18 protein-coding genes are annotated in these 15,438 nt (G+C 44.3%); 15 read left to right on the forward strand and 3 right to left on the reverse strand.

The annotated features are described in order from the left end of the window. Window positions 1–4 precede the first annotated feature (4 nt). Window positions 5–229, forward strand: coding sequence for a YqkE family protein (locus CVV77_RS01120; protein WP_003236765.1), 225 nt, complete (start codon window positions 5–7; stop codon window positions 227–229). A 32-nt stretch (window positions 230–261) separates the two neighbouring features. Here the strand turns inward: CVV77_RS01120 and CVV77_RS01125 are convergent, their stop codons facing one another. Both CVV77_RS01125 and mciZ read right to left on the reverse strand, forming a co-directional pair. After that, window positions 262–1,182 (reverse strand): aldo/keto reductase, encoded by a 921-nt coding sequence (locus CVV77_RS01125; protein WP_088110660.1) that lies wholly within the window; start codon window positions 1,180–1,182, stop codon window positions 262–264. 63 nt (window positions 1,183–1,245) lie between these two features. Then, entirely contained in the window at window positions 1,246–1,368 is a 123-nt protein-coding gene (gene mciZ / locus CVV77_RS01130; RefSeq protein WP_019258812.1) for a Z-ring formation inhibitor MciZ, read from the reverse strand. 73 nt (window positions 1,369–1,441) lie between these two features. Here mciZ and nudF point away from each other — a divergent pair, with 73 nt between their 5' ends. Both nudF and CVV77_RS01140 read left to right on the forward strand, forming a co-directional pair. Continuing rightward, window positions 1,442–1,999 (forward strand): ADP-ribose pyrophosphatase, encoded by a 558-nt coding sequence (gene nudF, locus CVV77_RS01135; RefSeq protein ID WP_003236762.1) that lies wholly within the window; start codon window positions 1,442–1,444, stop codon window positions 1,997–1,999. Continuing rightward, on the forward strand, window positions 1,996–3,159 hold the full coding sequence (locus CVV77_RS01140) for a TIGR00375 family protein (protein ID WP_100274450.1): 1,164 nt from the start codon (window positions 1,996–1,998) through the stop codon (window positions 3,157–3,159). The genes nudF and CVV77_RS01140 overlap by 4 nt, the downstream gene beginning before the upstream one ends. Window positions 3,160–3,167: 8 nt before the next feature. On the opposite strand, the gene ansR is transcribed toward CVV77_RS01140, so the two are convergent. Further along, window positions 3,168–3,518 (reverse strand): HTH-type transcriptional regulator AnsR, encoded by a 351-nt coding sequence (gene ansR, locus CVV77_RS01145; RefSeq protein ID WP_003236759.1) that lies wholly within the window; start codon window positions 3,516–3,518, stop codon window positions 3,168–3,170. A 181-nt stretch (window positions 3,519–3,699) separates the two neighbouring features. Here ansR and ansA point away from each other — a divergent pair, with 181 nt between their 5' ends. The 12 genes from ansA to dacF all read left to right on the forward strand — a co-directional run bounded on the left by ansA (window position 3,700) and on the right by dacF (window position 15,420). Then, window positions 3,700–4,689: an asparaginase gene (gene ansA / locus CVV77_RS01150; RefSeq protein WP_088110663.1), complete on the forward strand. Its 990-nt coding sequence runs from the start codon at window positions 3,700–3,702 to the stop codon at window positions 4,687–4,689. A gap of 45 nt (window positions 4,690–4,734) precedes the next feature. Continuing rightward, the gene (gene aspA, locus CVV77_RS01155) at window positions 4,735–6,162 is read left to right on the forward strand and encodes an aspartate ammonia-lyase (protein WP_100274451.1); all 1,428 of its coding nucleotides are present in this window, start codon (window positions 4,735–4,737) and stop codon (window positions 6,160–6,162) included. Between the two features lie 141 nt (window positions 6,163–6,303). Beyond that, entirely contained in the window at window positions 6,304–7,710 is a 1,407-nt protein-coding gene (mleN, locus tag CVV77_RS01160; RefSeq protein WP_100274452.1) for a malate-H+/Na+-lactate antiporter MleN, read from the forward strand. A gap of 17 nt (window positions 7,711–7,727) precedes the next feature. After that, window positions 7,728–9,047 (forward strand): NAD-dependent malic enzyme, encoded by a 1,320-nt coding sequence (locus tag CVV77_RS01165; protein ID WP_003236751.1) that lies wholly within the window; start codon window positions 7,728–7,730, stop codon window positions 9,045–9,047. Window positions 9,048–9,148: 101 nt separating this feature from the next. Then, the gene (locus tag CVV77_RS01170) at window positions 9,149–9,364 is read left to right on the forward strand and encodes a hypothetical protein (protein ID WP_019258809.1); all 216 of its coding nucleotides are present in this window, start codon (window positions 9,149–9,151) and stop codon (window positions 9,362–9,364) included. A gap of 100 nt (window positions 9,365–9,464) precedes the next feature. Then, window positions 9,465–10,109: a stage II sporulation protein M gene (gene spoIIM / locus CVV77_RS01175; RefSeq protein WP_019258808.1), complete on the forward strand. Its 645-nt coding sequence runs from the start codon at window positions 9,465–9,467 to the stop codon at window positions 10,107–10,109. 112 nt (window positions 10,110–10,221) lie between these two features. Then, window positions 10,222–10,671: a ferric iron uptake transcriptional regulator gene (gene fur / locus CVV77_RS01180; protein ID WP_003236746.1), complete on the forward strand. Its 450-nt coding sequence runs from the start codon at window positions 10,222–10,224 to the stop codon at window positions 10,669–10,671. 123 nt (window positions 10,672–10,794) lie between these two features. Continuing rightward, entirely contained in the window at window positions 10,795–11,022 is a 228-nt protein-coding gene (locus tag CVV77_RS01185) for a YqzK family protein (protein ID WP_003236745.1), read from the forward strand. 7 nt (window positions 11,023–11,029) lie between these two features. After that, on the forward strand, window positions 11,030–11,920 hold the full coding sequence (gene xerD / locus CVV77_RS01190) for a site-specific tyrosine recombinase XerD (RefSeq protein WP_003236743.1): 891 nt from the start codon (window positions 11,030–11,032) through the stop codon (window positions 11,918–11,920). Window positions 11,921–12,080: 160 nt separating this feature from the next. Beyond that, window positions 12,081–13,265: a phosphopentomutase gene (deoB, locus tag CVV77_RS01195; protein WP_100274453.1), complete on the forward strand. Its 1,185-nt coding sequence runs from the start codon at window positions 12,081–12,083 to the stop codon at window positions 13,263–13,265. Window positions 13,266–13,277: 12 nt separating this feature from the next. Then, complete coding sequence (locus tag CVV77_RS01200; RefSeq protein WP_084993842.1) at window positions 13,278–14,093, forward strand: purine nucleoside phosphorylase I, inosine and guanosine-specific; 816 nt, start codon at window positions 13,278–13,280, stop codon at window positions 14,091–14,093. Window positions 14,094–14,250: 157 nt separating this feature from the next. Further along, window positions 14,251–15,420, forward strand: a complete 1,170-nt coding sequence (gene dacF / locus CVV77_RS01205; RefSeq protein ID WP_088110667.1) for a D-alanyl-D-alanine carboxypeptidase DacF — start codon at window positions 14,251–14,253, stop codon at window positions 15,418–15,420. Window positions 15,421–15,438: the final 18 nt, after the last annotated feature.

A 15,438-nucleotide genomic window follows, 5' to 3' on the forward strand; every position in this document is an offset into this window, starting at 1 on the left:
GTACATGAAAAAACAAAAATCCGCTGACAAACACCAGTTAAAAGACGACCTTCAATCCGACATCAAAGCAAAGCTTATGGAGATGAAGAGCCAATTGAAGGAAGAGGATGAAAAGAGGCAGGAAAGAGAAAAAGCAGAACAGATCAGAAAGAAAAAAGAGATCGAAAAAAACAAAAGCTTTGAAGAACTCCTTAATGAAAGCCAAATGGATTGGCATCAATATAAATAAACCAGCACTCATACAGGGTGCTGGTTTTTCTGTTATGAGCGGTGCGCTTCGTAAACGTCTTGTTTCGTATGAGATTGGAGCGCTTTGATTTCCTCTTCGCTTAAACGCCGTGCGTTTGCTGCCTGAACGTTTTCACGTAACTGCTCAATCTTACTGGCGCCTGTAATTACTGAGGCGACAGCCGGCTGTGCTAATAGATACTGCAGTGATTTTTCTGTCATGGAAAGATCGGGAGCAACATTCTCCATCGCCTTGAGGGCATGTGTTAATTCCTCAAACGAATAGGACAGGTATCCCTTTTGTTTAATGCTGTCCGCCGCTTGTTCAAGCGGTTTTTCAGTTAAGAGCCCTTTGGCAACCGGACCTCTGGCGACAACGCTGATGTGATGTTCCTCTAAAAGCGGGAGCCATTCCTCAGGGCGTCTGTCAAACAGGCTGTATTGCATCATAATACTGACGATGTTTGATTTTTTTACATATTCTTTGATCACATTCGGGCGGATAGAAGAAATGCCGTAGTAACGGATCACGCCTTCTTGTTTTAATTCCTCAAACGCTTCAATTGTTTCATCAATGTTGTCCTCTATCGTACCGCCGTGAAGCTGATAAAGGTCGATATAATCCGTTTTCAGCCGCTCAAGGCTCTTTTTTACTGCTTCTTTTATGTAAGCTTTTGAAGGGTCCCAATACCAGCCTTCGCTTTCGTCATTCCAGCGGTTTCCCGCTTTCGTTGCCAAAATAATATCCTGGCGTCTGTTTTGGATCGCATCACCGACGATTTCTTCGTTGCGTCCGCGGTCATACAAATCTGCTGTGTCCAAATAGTTGATCCCAAGCTCGATGGCTTCATCCAGGATGGACAAGGCTTTGTTTTTGTCAGTTCCAAGAGACATACAGCCGAGTCCGACTTCGCTTATTTCTAAATCAGATGTACCCAGTTTGCGCTTTCTCATGTGCACACTCCTTTTTTTAGGCTTTGTATTGACCGTAATATAAAGGAGCTTAAGTTTCAACTTTTACGGCTTAGAGACCCAATCTTTCACATATTGGAATGTGCGTCCGTACTCCTTTAACTTCGCCCGAATCTCCCATGCTTTTCCGACTAAGACAACACCTTTTGGCAGGCGGTACACTTTCAAGAAGAAGCCCCCTTTTCTCTAGTATGATAAAATGTATGGGGCATCATATAGAGACAGAACGGGAGATGGAGAAATGAAACCATTAGAAGAAAAAACAATTGCCAAAGAACAAATTTTTTCAGGTAAAGTCATTGATCTTTATGTAGAGGACGTAGAATTGCCAAACGGCAAAGCGAGTAAACGTGAAATTGTGAAACACCCTGGAGCTGTAGCGATATTAGCTGTCACGGATGAAGGGAAAATCGTCATGGTGAAACAATTCCGTAAGCCGCTTGAGCGGACGATCGTTGAAATTCCAGCCGGCAAGCTTGAAAAAGGGGAGGAGCCGGAGTATACGGCACTTCGGGAGCTTGAAGAGGAAACGGGTTATACAGCGAAAAAACTGACAAAAATCACTGCGTTTTATACATCGCCTGGCTTTGCTGATGAAATTGTTCACGTGTTTCTTGCTGAAGAGCTTTCTGCACTCGAAGAAAAACGGGAGCTTGATGAGGACGAGTTTGTTGAAGTGATGGAGGTGACGCTTGAAGAGGCGCTGAAGCTGGTTGAATCGCGTGAAGTATATGATGCTAAAACAGCCTATGCGATTCAGTATCTTCAACTGAAAGAAGCGCTCCAAGCACAAAAATGAAAAAGATTTACGCGGACTTGCACATTCATATCGGCCGGACCTTTACGGGAAGGGCTGTCAAAATAACAGGCGCCAAAACACTGACGCTGGACCGAATTTTGGTTGAAGCCAGTGAACATAAAGGGATTGAACTTCTTGGTATTATCGACTGTCATTCTCCGGAAGTCATCCTGGAGCTTGAGGAAGGCATTTCATCCGGAAAATATAGCGAGCTTGACGGCGGTGGGATTCGCTACCGCAGCACGACTCTTTTGTTGGGGAGCGAGCTGGAGATCTATGATGAAGCCTGCAGCGGGCCAATCCATGTGCTCGTCTTTTTGCCGATGCTGGCTGATATGAAACAATTTTCAAACTGGCTGTCAGCGCGGCTGAAAAATATTCATTTAAGCTCGCAGCGGATATATGAAACGGGCTTGAACCTGCAAAAAAAAGTGAAGGAAATGGGCGGGCTGTTTATCCCCGCCCATATCTTTACACCGCATAAAAGCTTATATGGAAAAGGGGTTAAATCAAGCTTAACCGAGGTTTTTGATCCCACTATGATAGATGCGGTGGAGCTTGGGTTAAGCTGTGATACAGACATGGCTTCCTACGTATCTGAATTGAATCAGTATCCTTTTTTAACAAATTCTGATGCGCATTCGTTAGGGAAAATCGGCAGAGAATATAATGAACTATATGTACAGTCAGCTGATTTTACTGAATTTGCTCTTGCATTAAGAGGACAGGGTGACAGAACAATTGCCGCAAATTACGGCTTGGACCCGTTACTGGGGAAATATTATCAGACGGCTTGTGAAGCGTGCGGAGAACCTGCGGTGAGCGGGGAAACGGCGTGCGCGAATTGCGGAAATGCCAGATTTACCAAGGGAGTCAGCGAAAGATTGCGTGAATTGAGTGATCAGGCTGAAGTTCGCGTATCGCGTCCGCGATATGTTCATCAGATCCCGCTGCAATTTGTTCCGGGTGTCGGTCCGAAAACGCTGGACAAACTAAAAAAAGCCTTCGGAACAGAAATGGCTGTTCTTCATGAGGCTGCAGAAGAAGATTTGGCTCGCGTTGTCCCGCCGAAAACCGCGGCGCTTATTGTAAAAGCGAGATCCGGAAAGCTGGAATTGAAAGCCGGAGGAGGAGGAACTTACGGAAAAATTATACCGTGAGTTAAAAATTAACTCAGTTCCTCCTGTACTTTTCTTTTTGTCCGGATAAAGGTGATCAGTTGGATGATTTCGTCTTCACTCAGCGGTTTGCCATCAACAGAAATGTGAAAGTCAAGACTGCTCCACGTGGTCAATTCAATGGTCTGAGGGGCAGTCTGCTTTTGTTTCTCGCGGCCCAAAAGTTCATCACACGTTGTGTCAAAGAGGTCAGCCAGCATGGCAAGTGCCTCAAGCGAAGGCCGGCGGTAGCCTGACTCGTAGCCGGCATATGTGCTTTTTGCGATACCCAGAAGGTCAGCTGTATATTGAAGCGACCAATTTTTCTTTTTTCTCAATTCAGTTAAACGATCTAGATTCATGAACTTCCGCTCCTTTTTCACCTTGAGCTGATTATATCATATAGGTATTAGGAAGTGTACGCGAATTGAATAATAATGTCTTGCGTATTTTATTTTCCGTGTCTATAATTGCATTAAAAGTATGCGAAAAGCGAATACCTTCTCGCAACCCATCTTTAGATACAGTGAAGAGGTGCATGGTATGAAAAAATTATTGATGTTGACAACTGGGGGAACGATTGCTTCAGTTGAAGGGGAAAATGGGCTGGCTCCCGGAGTTAAGGCTGATGAATTATTAAGTTACGTATCAAAACTTGATAACGATTACACGATGGAAACTCAGTCGCTTATGAATATAGACAGCACCAATATGCAGCCTGAATACTGGGTGGAAATAGCAGAAGCTGTTAAGGAAAATTATGATGCCTATGACGGATTTGTTATTACTCACGGTACAGATACAATGGCCTACACATCTGCCGCATTATCGTATATGCTGCAGCATGCCAAAAAACCAATTGTCATCACTGGCTCGCAGATCCCGATCACGTTCCAAAAAACGGACGCCAAAAAAAATATCACAGACGCCATTCGCTTTGCCTGTGAAGGCGTGGGCGGCGTATATGTTGTGTTTGACGGCAGAGTCATTCAAGGAACGCGTGCGATCAAATTAAGAACGAAAAGCTACGACGCATTTGAAAGCATCAATTACCCATATATCGCTTTTATCAATGAAGACGGGATCGAATACAACAAACAAGTAACGGAACCTGAGAATGACACCTTCACAGTTGATACTTCACTATGCACAGATGTATGTCTGCTGAAGCTGCATCCGGGCTTAAAGCCTGAAATGTTTGATGCTCTGAAAAGCATGTACAAAGGAGTTGTCATTGAGAGTTATGGCAGCGGAGGCGTGCCGTTTGAAGGCAGAGACATTTTGTCAAAAGTGAATGAGCTGATTGAAAGCGGCATCGTCGTCGTGATCACGACTCAATGTCTGGAAGAAGGGGAAGACATGAGCATTTACGAGGTCGGCCGCAGAGTCAACCAAGACTTAATTATCCGATCCAGAAATATGAACACAGAAGCAATCGTGCCAAAATTGATGTGGGCACTCGGCCAGTCTTCGGATCTTCCTGTCGTCAAGAGAATTATGGAAACGCCGATTGCTGATGACGTTGTCCTGTAAAATGTCAGAAACGATAACCAACAAAGAGAAAGTAGGTTAAAGATTATGTTAAACGGCCAAAAAGAATACCGCGTGGAAAAAGACTTCCTTGGGGAAAAACAAATTGAAGCAGATGTTTATTACGGAATCCAGACGCTCCGTGCTTCCGAAAACTTCCCGATTACGGGATACAAGATCCATGAAGAAATGATTAACGCGCTGGCGATTGTAAAAAAAGCTGCGGCTCTTGCCAACATGGACGTGAAACGACTGTATGAAGGAATTGGCCAAGCTATCGTACAAGCCGCTGACGAGATTCTGGAAGGCAAATGGCACGATCAGTTTATCGTCGATCCGATTCAGGGCGGTGCCGGAACTTCTATGAACATGAATGCGAATGAGGTTATCGGAAACCGGGCGCTTGAAATCATGGGGCATAAAAAGGGAGAGTATATCCATTTAAGCCCAAACACACATGTGAATATGTCACAGTCGACAAACGATGTGTTCCCGACTGCGATTCATATTTCCACATTGAATCTCTTGGAAAAACTGCTGAAAACAATGGAAGACATGCATAGTGTGTTCAAACAAAAAGCACAGGAGTTTGATTCTGTTATAAAAATGGGACGGACACACCTTCAAGACGCTGTTCCGATTCGTCTTGGCCAGGAATTCGAAGCGTACAGCCGTGTTCTCGAGCGTGATATTAAACGGATCAAGCAATCGCGCCAGCACCTGTATGAAGTCAACATGGGCGCAACTGCTGTCGGTACAGGCCTGAACGCAGATCCTGAATATATCAAACAGGTTGTGAAGCACCTTGCTGATATCAGCGGGCTTCCTCTTGTCGGCGCTGATCACCTTGTTGATGCCACACAAAATACGGATGCCTATACAGAGGTATCAGCAGCATTAAAAGTCTGTATGATGAACATGTCGAAGATCGCAAACGACCTTCGCTTAATGGCATCAGGCCCGCGCGCCGGACTTGCGGAAATTACTCTGCCAGCACGTCAGCCGGGATCATCCATTATGCCGGGCAAAGTCAATCCGGTGATGGCGGAGCTGATCAACCAAATTGCGTTCCAGGTCATTGGAAATGACAATACTATCTGCCTTGCTTCTGAAGCCGGCCAGCTTGAATTGAACGTCATGGAGCCAGTGCTTGTCTTTAATTTGCTTCAATCCATCAGCATCATGAACAACGGCTTCCGTTCGTTTACTGACTATTGCTTAAAAGGCATCGAGGCCAACGAAAAACGCTTGAAGCAATACGTGGAAAAAAGCGCAGGAGTAATCACTGCAGTCAATCCGCATCTTGGATATGAAGCGGCTGCCCGAATCGCAAGGGAAGCGATTATGACAGGCCAATCAGTCCGTGATCTTTGCCTGCAGCATGATGTGCTGACAGAAGAAGAATTGGATATTATTTTAAATCCATATGAGATGACAAAACCAGGGATTGCAGGGAAAGAACTATTAGAAAAATAAAATTTGAACAAAATACAGCTTATTCATCTCCGGATAGTCGGATGAATAAGCTGTTTACAACATAGGGATGAGGAAGTATAGTATACGTGTTGTACTATTTATTGAAAGCGTTTTAGCTTTTTACATGAAGGGGGACTTCTTTTGAAGGATGTAAGACTGCCAACACTATTCGAAATTATTATTGTACTAGGATCATTTTTAGCACTTGTCATGTCGTTTACAGTCTTTTTAGACTTGCCGATACAGCTTGCGCTCTTCATTTCCTGGTTTATTGCAATGATTCTCGGTATCAGACTCGGTTATTCTTATAAAGATATGCAAAATGCAATTCTGCATGGAATATCAAACGGCCTTGAAGCCGTTCTGATTCTCGTTTCAGTGGGGGCGCTCATTGGAACATGGATTGCCGGAGGCGTTGTGCCGACACTGATTTATTACGGATTAGAATTTATTCACCCTAGCATCTTTTTACTGGCCACGTTAATTATTTGTTCAATTATGTCTGTAGCTACAGGAACGTCTTGGGGAACAGTCGGAACTGCCGGCATCGCCATGATCGCAATTGGAGAAGGATTGGGAATTCCGCTTCCTCTTGTAGCGGGAGCTATCCTTTCAGGCGCTTATTTCGGGGACAAGCTGTCTCCTCTCTCTGACAGTACAGTTCTGGCTTCTTCACTATCAAAAGTCGATGTATTGGCTCACGTGAGAGCGATGCTTTATTTATCAATACCTGCATATGTGATTACAGCTATTCTCTTTACAGTTGTTGGATTTATGTACGGCGGGAAAAATATTGATCTTGACAAAGTTGAATTCTTGAAATCATCTTTGCAAAATACGTTTGACATTCATATTTGGATGCTAATCCCGGCTGTCGTCGTTATTGTCTTATTGGCGATGAAAAAGCCGTCTATGCCGGTTATCGTAATCGGTGCTTTGCTTGGCGCAATCTGGGCAGCTGTTTTCCAAGGCATGAATATTGCCGATGCGATTGCTACAGCGTACAACGGATTTTCTATTAAAACAGATGTTGAATTTTTGAACGGCCTGTTAAACCGCGGCGGAATTGTCGGAATGCTCAGTTCCCTTGTCGTGATTATTTTTGGCCTTGGTTTTGGCGGACTGCTTGAGAAACTCGGCGTGCTAAAAGTCATTGTCTCTATGTTTGAAAAGAAATTAACATCACCGGGCAATGTCACTTTGTCTACGCTGATTGTAGCGTTTTTAGCGAACATCTTCGGCTGTGCGATGTATGTATCCCTTATTTTGACTCCGAAGATTATGGAAGACAGCTATGATCGATTACATCTGGACAGAAGAGTGTTGTCGCGTAATGCAGAGGTCGGGGGAACATTGACTTCAGGTATGGTTCCTTGGTCTGATAACGGTATTTACATGGCTGGTATTTTAGGTGTTTCTACCTTCTCTTATCTGCCGTTTATGTGGCTCAGTTTTGTTGCAATAGGTCTTGCAATTATCTATGGTTATACAGGAAAATTTATATGGTATACGAAAAACAATACAGTTAAAGCCGAAAAACTAGGCTAATAGGGGAGGATCACTGAATGATAGCGAAACACATGATTCGGACACTGATGATCGAAACGCCTTCGGTTCCCGGAAATCTTGGAAGGGTGGCTACGGCAATCGGCCTTCTGGGCGGGGATATTGGTGAAGTGGAGACGGTAAAAGTCGGACCCAATTACACAATGCGGAATATTACCGTTCAAGTGGAGAATGAAGAACAGCTTCAGGAAGTGATCGCGGCTGTACAGGCCCTGGGAGAAGGGATAAGGCTTCACACCGTATCTGATGAAGTCCTGTCCGCACATGAAGGCGGAAAAATCCAAATGAAAAGCAAAATGCCGATCCGCTCATTGGCAGAGCTCGGGCGTGTCTATACACCAGGTGTTGCAGACGTGTGCCGTCTGATTGAAAAAGAACCTGAAAAAGCTTCTATTTATACAACGATCAGCAACTCTGTTGCGATTGTGACAGATGGAACGGCAATTCTCGGTCTTGGGAATATCGGCTCTGTCGCAGGCATGCCTGTCATGGAAGGAAAGGCTGCTTTATTTGATCAGCTGGCGGGTATTAGCGGCATTCCGATATTGCTTGATACGAGTGACCCTGAAGAAATCATCAAAACGGTAAAGCATATTTCTCCAGGTTTTAACGGCATCCTGCTTGAGGATATCGGCTCGCCGCATTGCTTCGAAATCGAGGACCGCCTAAAAGAGGAGCTGAACATCCCTGTTATGCACGATGATCAGCATGGTACAGCTGTTGTGACGCTGGCAGCTGCCATCTCGGCATGCAGGAGTGCGGGTGTTGACCTGAAAGAAGCGAAAGTGGGGCAAATCGGTCTGGGCGCAGCAGGCGTTGCCATCTGCCGGATGTTTATGGCCTATGGCGTGAAAGCTGTTTACGGCACAGACAAATCAGAGGCAGCAATGGACCGTCTCGAACAATACGGCGGACAGGCAGTTTCCAGCATCGAGGAGCTCATGGAAGTATGTGACATTGTCGTTGCAACAACGGGAGTTCCAGGGTTAATAAAACCAGCATTTGTACGCTCTGGCCAGGTGATTTTGGCTTTATCAAATCCGAAGCCGGAAATTGAACCGGAGGCCGCGCTGCAGGCTGGCGCCGCATATGCAGCGGACGGACGTTCTGTTAATAATGTGCTTGGCTTCCCGGGTATTTTCAGAGGAGCGCTCAACGCAAAAAGCAAGGAGATCAATCATGATATGCTTGTCGCAGCAGCAGAGGCCATCGCAGCCTGCACAAAACAAGGCGATGTAGTCCCTCAGCCGCTTGATTCAAAAGTCCATCATGAGGTAGCAGCTGCGGTCGAGCACGCAGCTCTTACAGCAGTTAAATAAATGAAGTCAAACAGCACCTGGCATAACAGGTGCTGTTTTTTTCTCATCATGTGTTCATTTTTGCTATAATTGCTGTGAAAATAAATAAGGGAGTGATCAGCATGGCAAAAAGCCGAGCGAAAAAGAAGCGGGAGCATCTGCTGAGAAATGGCGGACGTGATGTTTTATTATCAAGAGGAAGCGCACCATCGTTCAGCACGCATGAAAGAATGACAAAAAGCAAAAAAGAGATTTTAAATAAGAAAAAGCATAGGAATCCTTATGATCATACAGCATTTGATGATAAGGATTTTTTTGTGCCCACAAAAGCCGCCTAGCATCCTTCTCTATCGTTTCTTTTTGAAAAAGAGCATGTTTTTCCGTTTCTTTCATACAATCTATTAAATCAAATCACTAGAACGGGCGGGAGGAAACGGTATGCGAAAAATCTCTTATAAAGACATGTTTCTCAGACATGTCAAAGATCATCTCTCTCTTTATATATTTGTCTCAGTGCTGTTTTTCATGGGTGTCATTTTTGGCGCAATTATTGTCAACAGCATGACCATCAGCCAGAAGGAAGATTTATATTACTATTTAAGCCAATTTTTTGGACAGCTTTCGGATGGAAAACAGGCAAGTTCATCTGATATGTTTGGGCAAAGTATCTTTCATAATGTAAAGTATTTAGGGCTGATGTGGATATTGGGGATTTCCGTCATTGGGATGCCGATTATTTTTATCATGATCTTTCTAAAAGGAATCGTCGTCGGCTTTACTGTCGGATTTCTCGTCAATCAGATGGGAATCAGCGGTTTTTTCTTATCCTTTGTCTCCGTTTTACCGCAAAATGTACTGCTTATTCCGGCTTATCTCATTATGGGCACGTGTGCGATTGCGTTTTCTTTAAAGTTAATCAGGCAGCTGTTCGTTAAACGAAGCCTGCATGACGCGCCGATTCAGTGGTTCGGACGGTATGCCTTTGTGCTTCTGGTCATTCTGTTTTTAGCGCTGATCTCATCCCTCTTTGAAGCATATTTATCTCCTGTATTAATGGAAAAGCTTACATTGAGACTTTTTTAAAATAATTATTATAAAAAAATCGTTTTATTTATCAGTTTATAATAATTATAGTTGGAACTCTGCGCGTATTTTGTTATAATGAGTCATGGAATGCGGCGTAGGAGGGAAAGACATGGAAAACCGTATTGATCGAATTAAGAAACAGTTGCACTCATCCAGCTACAAACTTACGCCTCAGCGTGAAGCGACAGTAAGAGTGCTGCTTGAAAATGAAGAAGACCATTTAAGCGCAGAAGATGTATACCTCCTCGTAAAAGAGAAATCTCCTGAGATCGGTCTCGCAACAGTATACCGTACGCTTGAATTATTAACTGAATTAAAAGTCGTTGATAAAATTAACTTTGGAGACGGCGTGTCCCGTTACGATCTTCGTAAAGAGGGTGCAGCTCACTTTCATCACCACTTAGTGTGCATGGAGTGCGGAGCCGTTGATGAAATTGAAGAAGATTTACTAGAAGACGTGGAAGAAATCATTGAACGTGATTGGAAATTTAAGATTAAAGATCATAGATTGACGTTTCACGGTATTTGCCACCGCTGTAACGGAAAAGATGCTGAATAGACGGTGCCGAGCGCGAACCTTTTCTCCTGGGGAAAGGGTTTTTTGCTGTTTCCATGTATAAAACCTTTCTGATTTGGCATATGGTTAAATAACTGGAACCATAGGGAAAGGATCGATTAGGACATGGGAAGATTCCTAAAAACAACTCTCGATGCATTAAAGGTTTTCATCCTGTTTACCGGTTTTACCGCTCTGTTCTATTATGCTATGATATGGGTAAATCAAGAATATGAAAACTATCATCGGTACGATAAACCGGAAGGCTCCGCTGTAAAAGTTGTTGAAATGGATCAGGATGAAAAAGGCGGATGGTTCGACCGGTTGATCTTTTTTTACCAAAACGGGGAGTAGATCAAGAGTGAAAGATCAAATAAAGGATTTCATCCACTACGTTATGGTAGAGAGAGGGCTTTCCCAAAACACGGTGGTATCCTATGAACGTGACTTGAAAAGCTATTCTCTTTATTTAACAGAAACCCTTCATGTTACGGATTGGAATCATGTAACCCGTATACATATTATTCAATATTTAAAGCACTTGAAGGACTCGGGGAAATCCGGCAAGACTTCAGCACGGCATTTGGCATCCATTCGCTCTTTTCACCAATTTCTGCTCAGGGAAAAGGTGACGGACAAGGATCCTTCCGTTCATATCGAAACACAAAAGACCGAGCGGGCGCTTCCGAAGGTGCTCGCGCTCAATGAGGTCGAGCGATTATTAGACACGCCTAAGCTGACAAGCCCTTTCGGCTATCGGGATAAAGCGATGCTGGAGCTGCTTTATGCGACAGGCATACGAGTCAGTGAAATGATTGAATTGAAAACGGCAGATGTTCATTTATCTATGGGTTTTGTCCGCTGCTTCGGGAAAGGAAGAAAAGAACGGATTGTGCCAATCGGTGAAGCCGCCGCTTCCGCCATTGAGGAATATATGACAAAAGCCAGGGGGAAACTGCTGAAGAACAATGTGTCTGACGCTCTCTTTTTAAATCATCACGGCAAACAAATCAGCCGCCAGGGATTTTGGAAAAACCTGAAGAAAATCGCGCTGGAAGCCGGGATCAAAAAAGAGCTGACCCCGCATACGCTCAGGCATTCCTTTGCGACGCATCTGCTTGAGAACGGGGCTGATTTAAGAGCGGTGCAGGAAATGCTCGGCCATGCGGATATATCCACGACGCAAATTTATACGCATGTGACGAAAACAAGGCTGAAGGATGTGTACAAGCAGTTTCATCCGCGCGCCTAGCCGCAGGTGGCTGCGGCTTTTTTGTTTAGAGCGACAGAAAATACTGAAGTTTTTCATTATTTCTGAATGCATTGTCAACGGGAATGAAAACGGTTTATACTTGAGTTGTCAGACCTCTTAGCGATACAATAGACGTATAGAAAAAAAGGAGGCTTTCAAGATGCCTGCATACAAATATAATCGTGTGTTTTTAATTGTAATGGATTCAGTCGGAATCGGCGAAGCGCCGGATGCCGCTGACTTTAATGACGAAGGCGCAAATACGCTCGGGCATATTGCCGAGCATATGAATGGATTACATATGCCGAATATGGCAAAACTCGGCCTTGGTCTCATTGGAGATATCAAAGGTGTAGAAAAAACGGAACATCCGCTAGCGTATTATGGAAAAATGCAAGAAGCGTCAAACGGCAAAGATACGATGACCGGCCATTGGGAGATCATGGGCTTGTACATTGATAAACCGTTTAAAGTGTTCCCGGAAGGCTTTCCAGATGAACTGCTTCAGGAGCTGGAAAAGAGATCTGGTCGCAAAATTATCGGAAACAAGCCGGCCTCCGGCACAGCGATTTTGGATGAACTTGGGCAAGAGCACATGGAGACAGGGGCTTTAATTGTATACACATCTGCTGACTCTGTTCTGCAAATTGCCGCTCACGAAGAGGTTGTGCCGCTTGAAGAGCTGTACCGCATTTGTGAAACGGCGAGAGAGCTGACGCTTGATCCGAAGTATATGGTAGGCCGCATTATCGCACGGCCGTTCGTCGGAGAGCCCGGACAATTCAAACGGACGCCAAACCGCCATGACTATGCGCTTAAGCCGTTTGACCGCACTGTTATGAATGAATTGAAAGACAGCGGCTTAGATGTGATCTCAATCGGAAAAATTTCTGATATTTATGACGGAGAAGGCATTACTTCTTCACGGAGAACGGTTTCCAATATGGACGGAATGGACAAGGTGATTGATACGCTGGGAGAAGACTTTACAGGTCTGAGCTTTGCGAACCTTGTTGATTTTGATGCTTTATTCGGACACCGACGTGACCCGGAAGGATACGGACGCGCGCTTGAAGAATTTGATGGGCGGCTTCCGGAAGTGTTTGAGAAAATGAAAGAAGACGATCTGTTAATCATTACAGCCGACCACGGCAATGATCCGATTCATCATGGAACTGACCATACACGCGAGTACGTGCCGATTCTCGCTTACAGCAAAAAACATAAGAAAGCGCAAATGCTGCCGCTTGCAGATACATTTGCTGATATCGGTGCAACGATCGCTGATAATTTCCAAACGACTAAACCGAAATACGGAAAAAGCTTTTTATCTTTATTACAATAGGGGGACTGTTTCTTGAAAGACAGAATCGAACGTGCAGCCGCTTTTATTAAACAAAACCTGCCGGAATCTCCGAAGATCGGCCTTATTTTAGGCTCAGGTCTTGGCATTTTGGCAGACGAAATCGAAAATCCGGTCAAGCTGAAATATGAGGACATACCTGAATTCCCGGTATCCACTGTTGAAGGACATGCCGGACAGCTTGTGCTTGGGACTCTTGAAGGAGTTTCCGTCATTGCGATGCAAGGCCGTTTTCATTTTTATGAAGGCTATTCAATGGAGAAAGTCACTTTCCCTGTACGCGTGATGAAAGCGCTCGGTGTGGAAGCGTTGATCGTAACTAATGCTGCTGGCGGCGTCAACACAGAATTCCGTGCGGGAGACTTAATGATCATTACCGATCATATTAACTTTATGGGAACGAACCCGCTGATCGGGCCAAACGAAGCCGATTTCGGCGCCAGATTTCCAGATATGTCGTCAGCCTATGACAAAGACCTATCCGGACTGGCTGAAAAGATTGCGGAAGACCTTAACATTCCAATTCAAAAAGGCGTGTATACCGCTGTGACAGGACCTTCTTACGAAACACCGGCAGAAGTCCGTTTCTTAAGAACAATGGGCTCTGACGCTGTCGGTATGTCTACTGTTCCGGAAGTCATTGTAGCGAATCATGCGGGAATGCGTGTCCTTGGCATTTCCTGCATCTCTAATGCGGCAGCCGGAATTTTGGATCAGCCTTTAAGCCACGATGAAGTAATGGAAGTGACGGAAAAAGTAAAAGCTGGATTCTTGCAGCTTGTGAAAGCGGTCGTCGCTCAGTACGAATAAAAATTGAATCAGAGCAAGATCAAAAGAGAGCTGTGTCCCATGGACGCAGCTCTCTTTTTTTATGCCAAAAAAGATACGAAACATTTTCCATCAGTGGGGTATAAAACCATCCCGCTTGGAAAAAATAAAAAGGATTATGAAATGGAGGGCTTTTGAGATGAAACGTCTTTTATCCACTTTGTTGATTGGTATAATGCTGCTTACATTTGCACCGTCTGCATTTGCAAAACAAGACGGAAAACGTACATCGGAGCTTGCTCATGAAGCGAAGTCTGCGGTGCTGATAGAACGTGACACAGGAAAAGTGCTTTACAACAAGAACAGCAATGAGAGACTGGCGCCTGCAAGCATGACGAAAATTATGACGATGCTTTTGATTATGGAAGCTTTAGATGAAGGCAAAATCAAAATGAGTGATAAGGTCCGTACGAGCGAGCATGCGGCTTCAATGGGCGGCTCACAGGTTTTCCTTGAACCCGGTGAGGAAATGACTGTTGAAGAAATGCTGAAAGGCATCGCAATCGCTTCAGGGAATGACGCTTCCGTAGCAATGGCTGAATTCATTTCCGGCTCTGAAGAAGAATTTGTTAGGAAAATGAATAAAAAAGCCAAAGAGCTTGGCTTGAAAAACACATCCTTCAAAAACCCGACCGGACTGACCGAGGAAGGGCATTACAGCTCTGCTTATGACATGGCAATCATGGCTAAGGAATTATTGAAATACGAATCAATCACGAAGTTTACCGGTACGTATGAGGATTATCTGCGCGAAAATACAGATAAAAAGTTTTGGCTTGTTAATACGAATCGGCTTATCAAATTTTATCCTGGAGTAGACGGTGTAAAAACAGGCTATACAGGAGAGGCCAAATATTGTCTGACAGCTTCAGCTAAAAAAGGAAACATGCGGGCCATTGCGGTTGTGTTCGGAGCGAGCACACCTAAAGATAGAAACGCGCAAGTGACAAAGATGCTTGATTTCGCTTTTAGTCAATATGAAACGCATCCTTTATATAAACGAAATGAAACAGTAGCAAAAGTAAAGGTCAAAAAAGGAAAACAAAAATTTGTCGAACTCACTACATCTGAGCCGATTTCAATATTGACGAAAAAAGGCGAGGATATGAAAAATGTGAAAAAAGAAATCAAAATGAATGACAATGTAAGTGCTCCGATTCAAAAAGGCCAAGAGCTTGGCACTCTCGTTCTGAAAAAGGATGGAGAAGTGCTCGCTGAAAGTCCTGTTGCTGCTAAAGAAGATATGAAGAAAGCCGGGTTCATAACATTCTTGAAGCGGACGATGGGAGACTGGACAAAATTTAAGTAATTATGCCGAATGACCACT

It is taken from the genome of Bacillus sp. SN1 (assembly GCF_002796895.1).
Classification (GTDB): domain Bacteria; phylum Bacillota; class Bacilli; order Bacillales; family Bacillaceae; genus Bacillus; species Bacillus inaquosorum.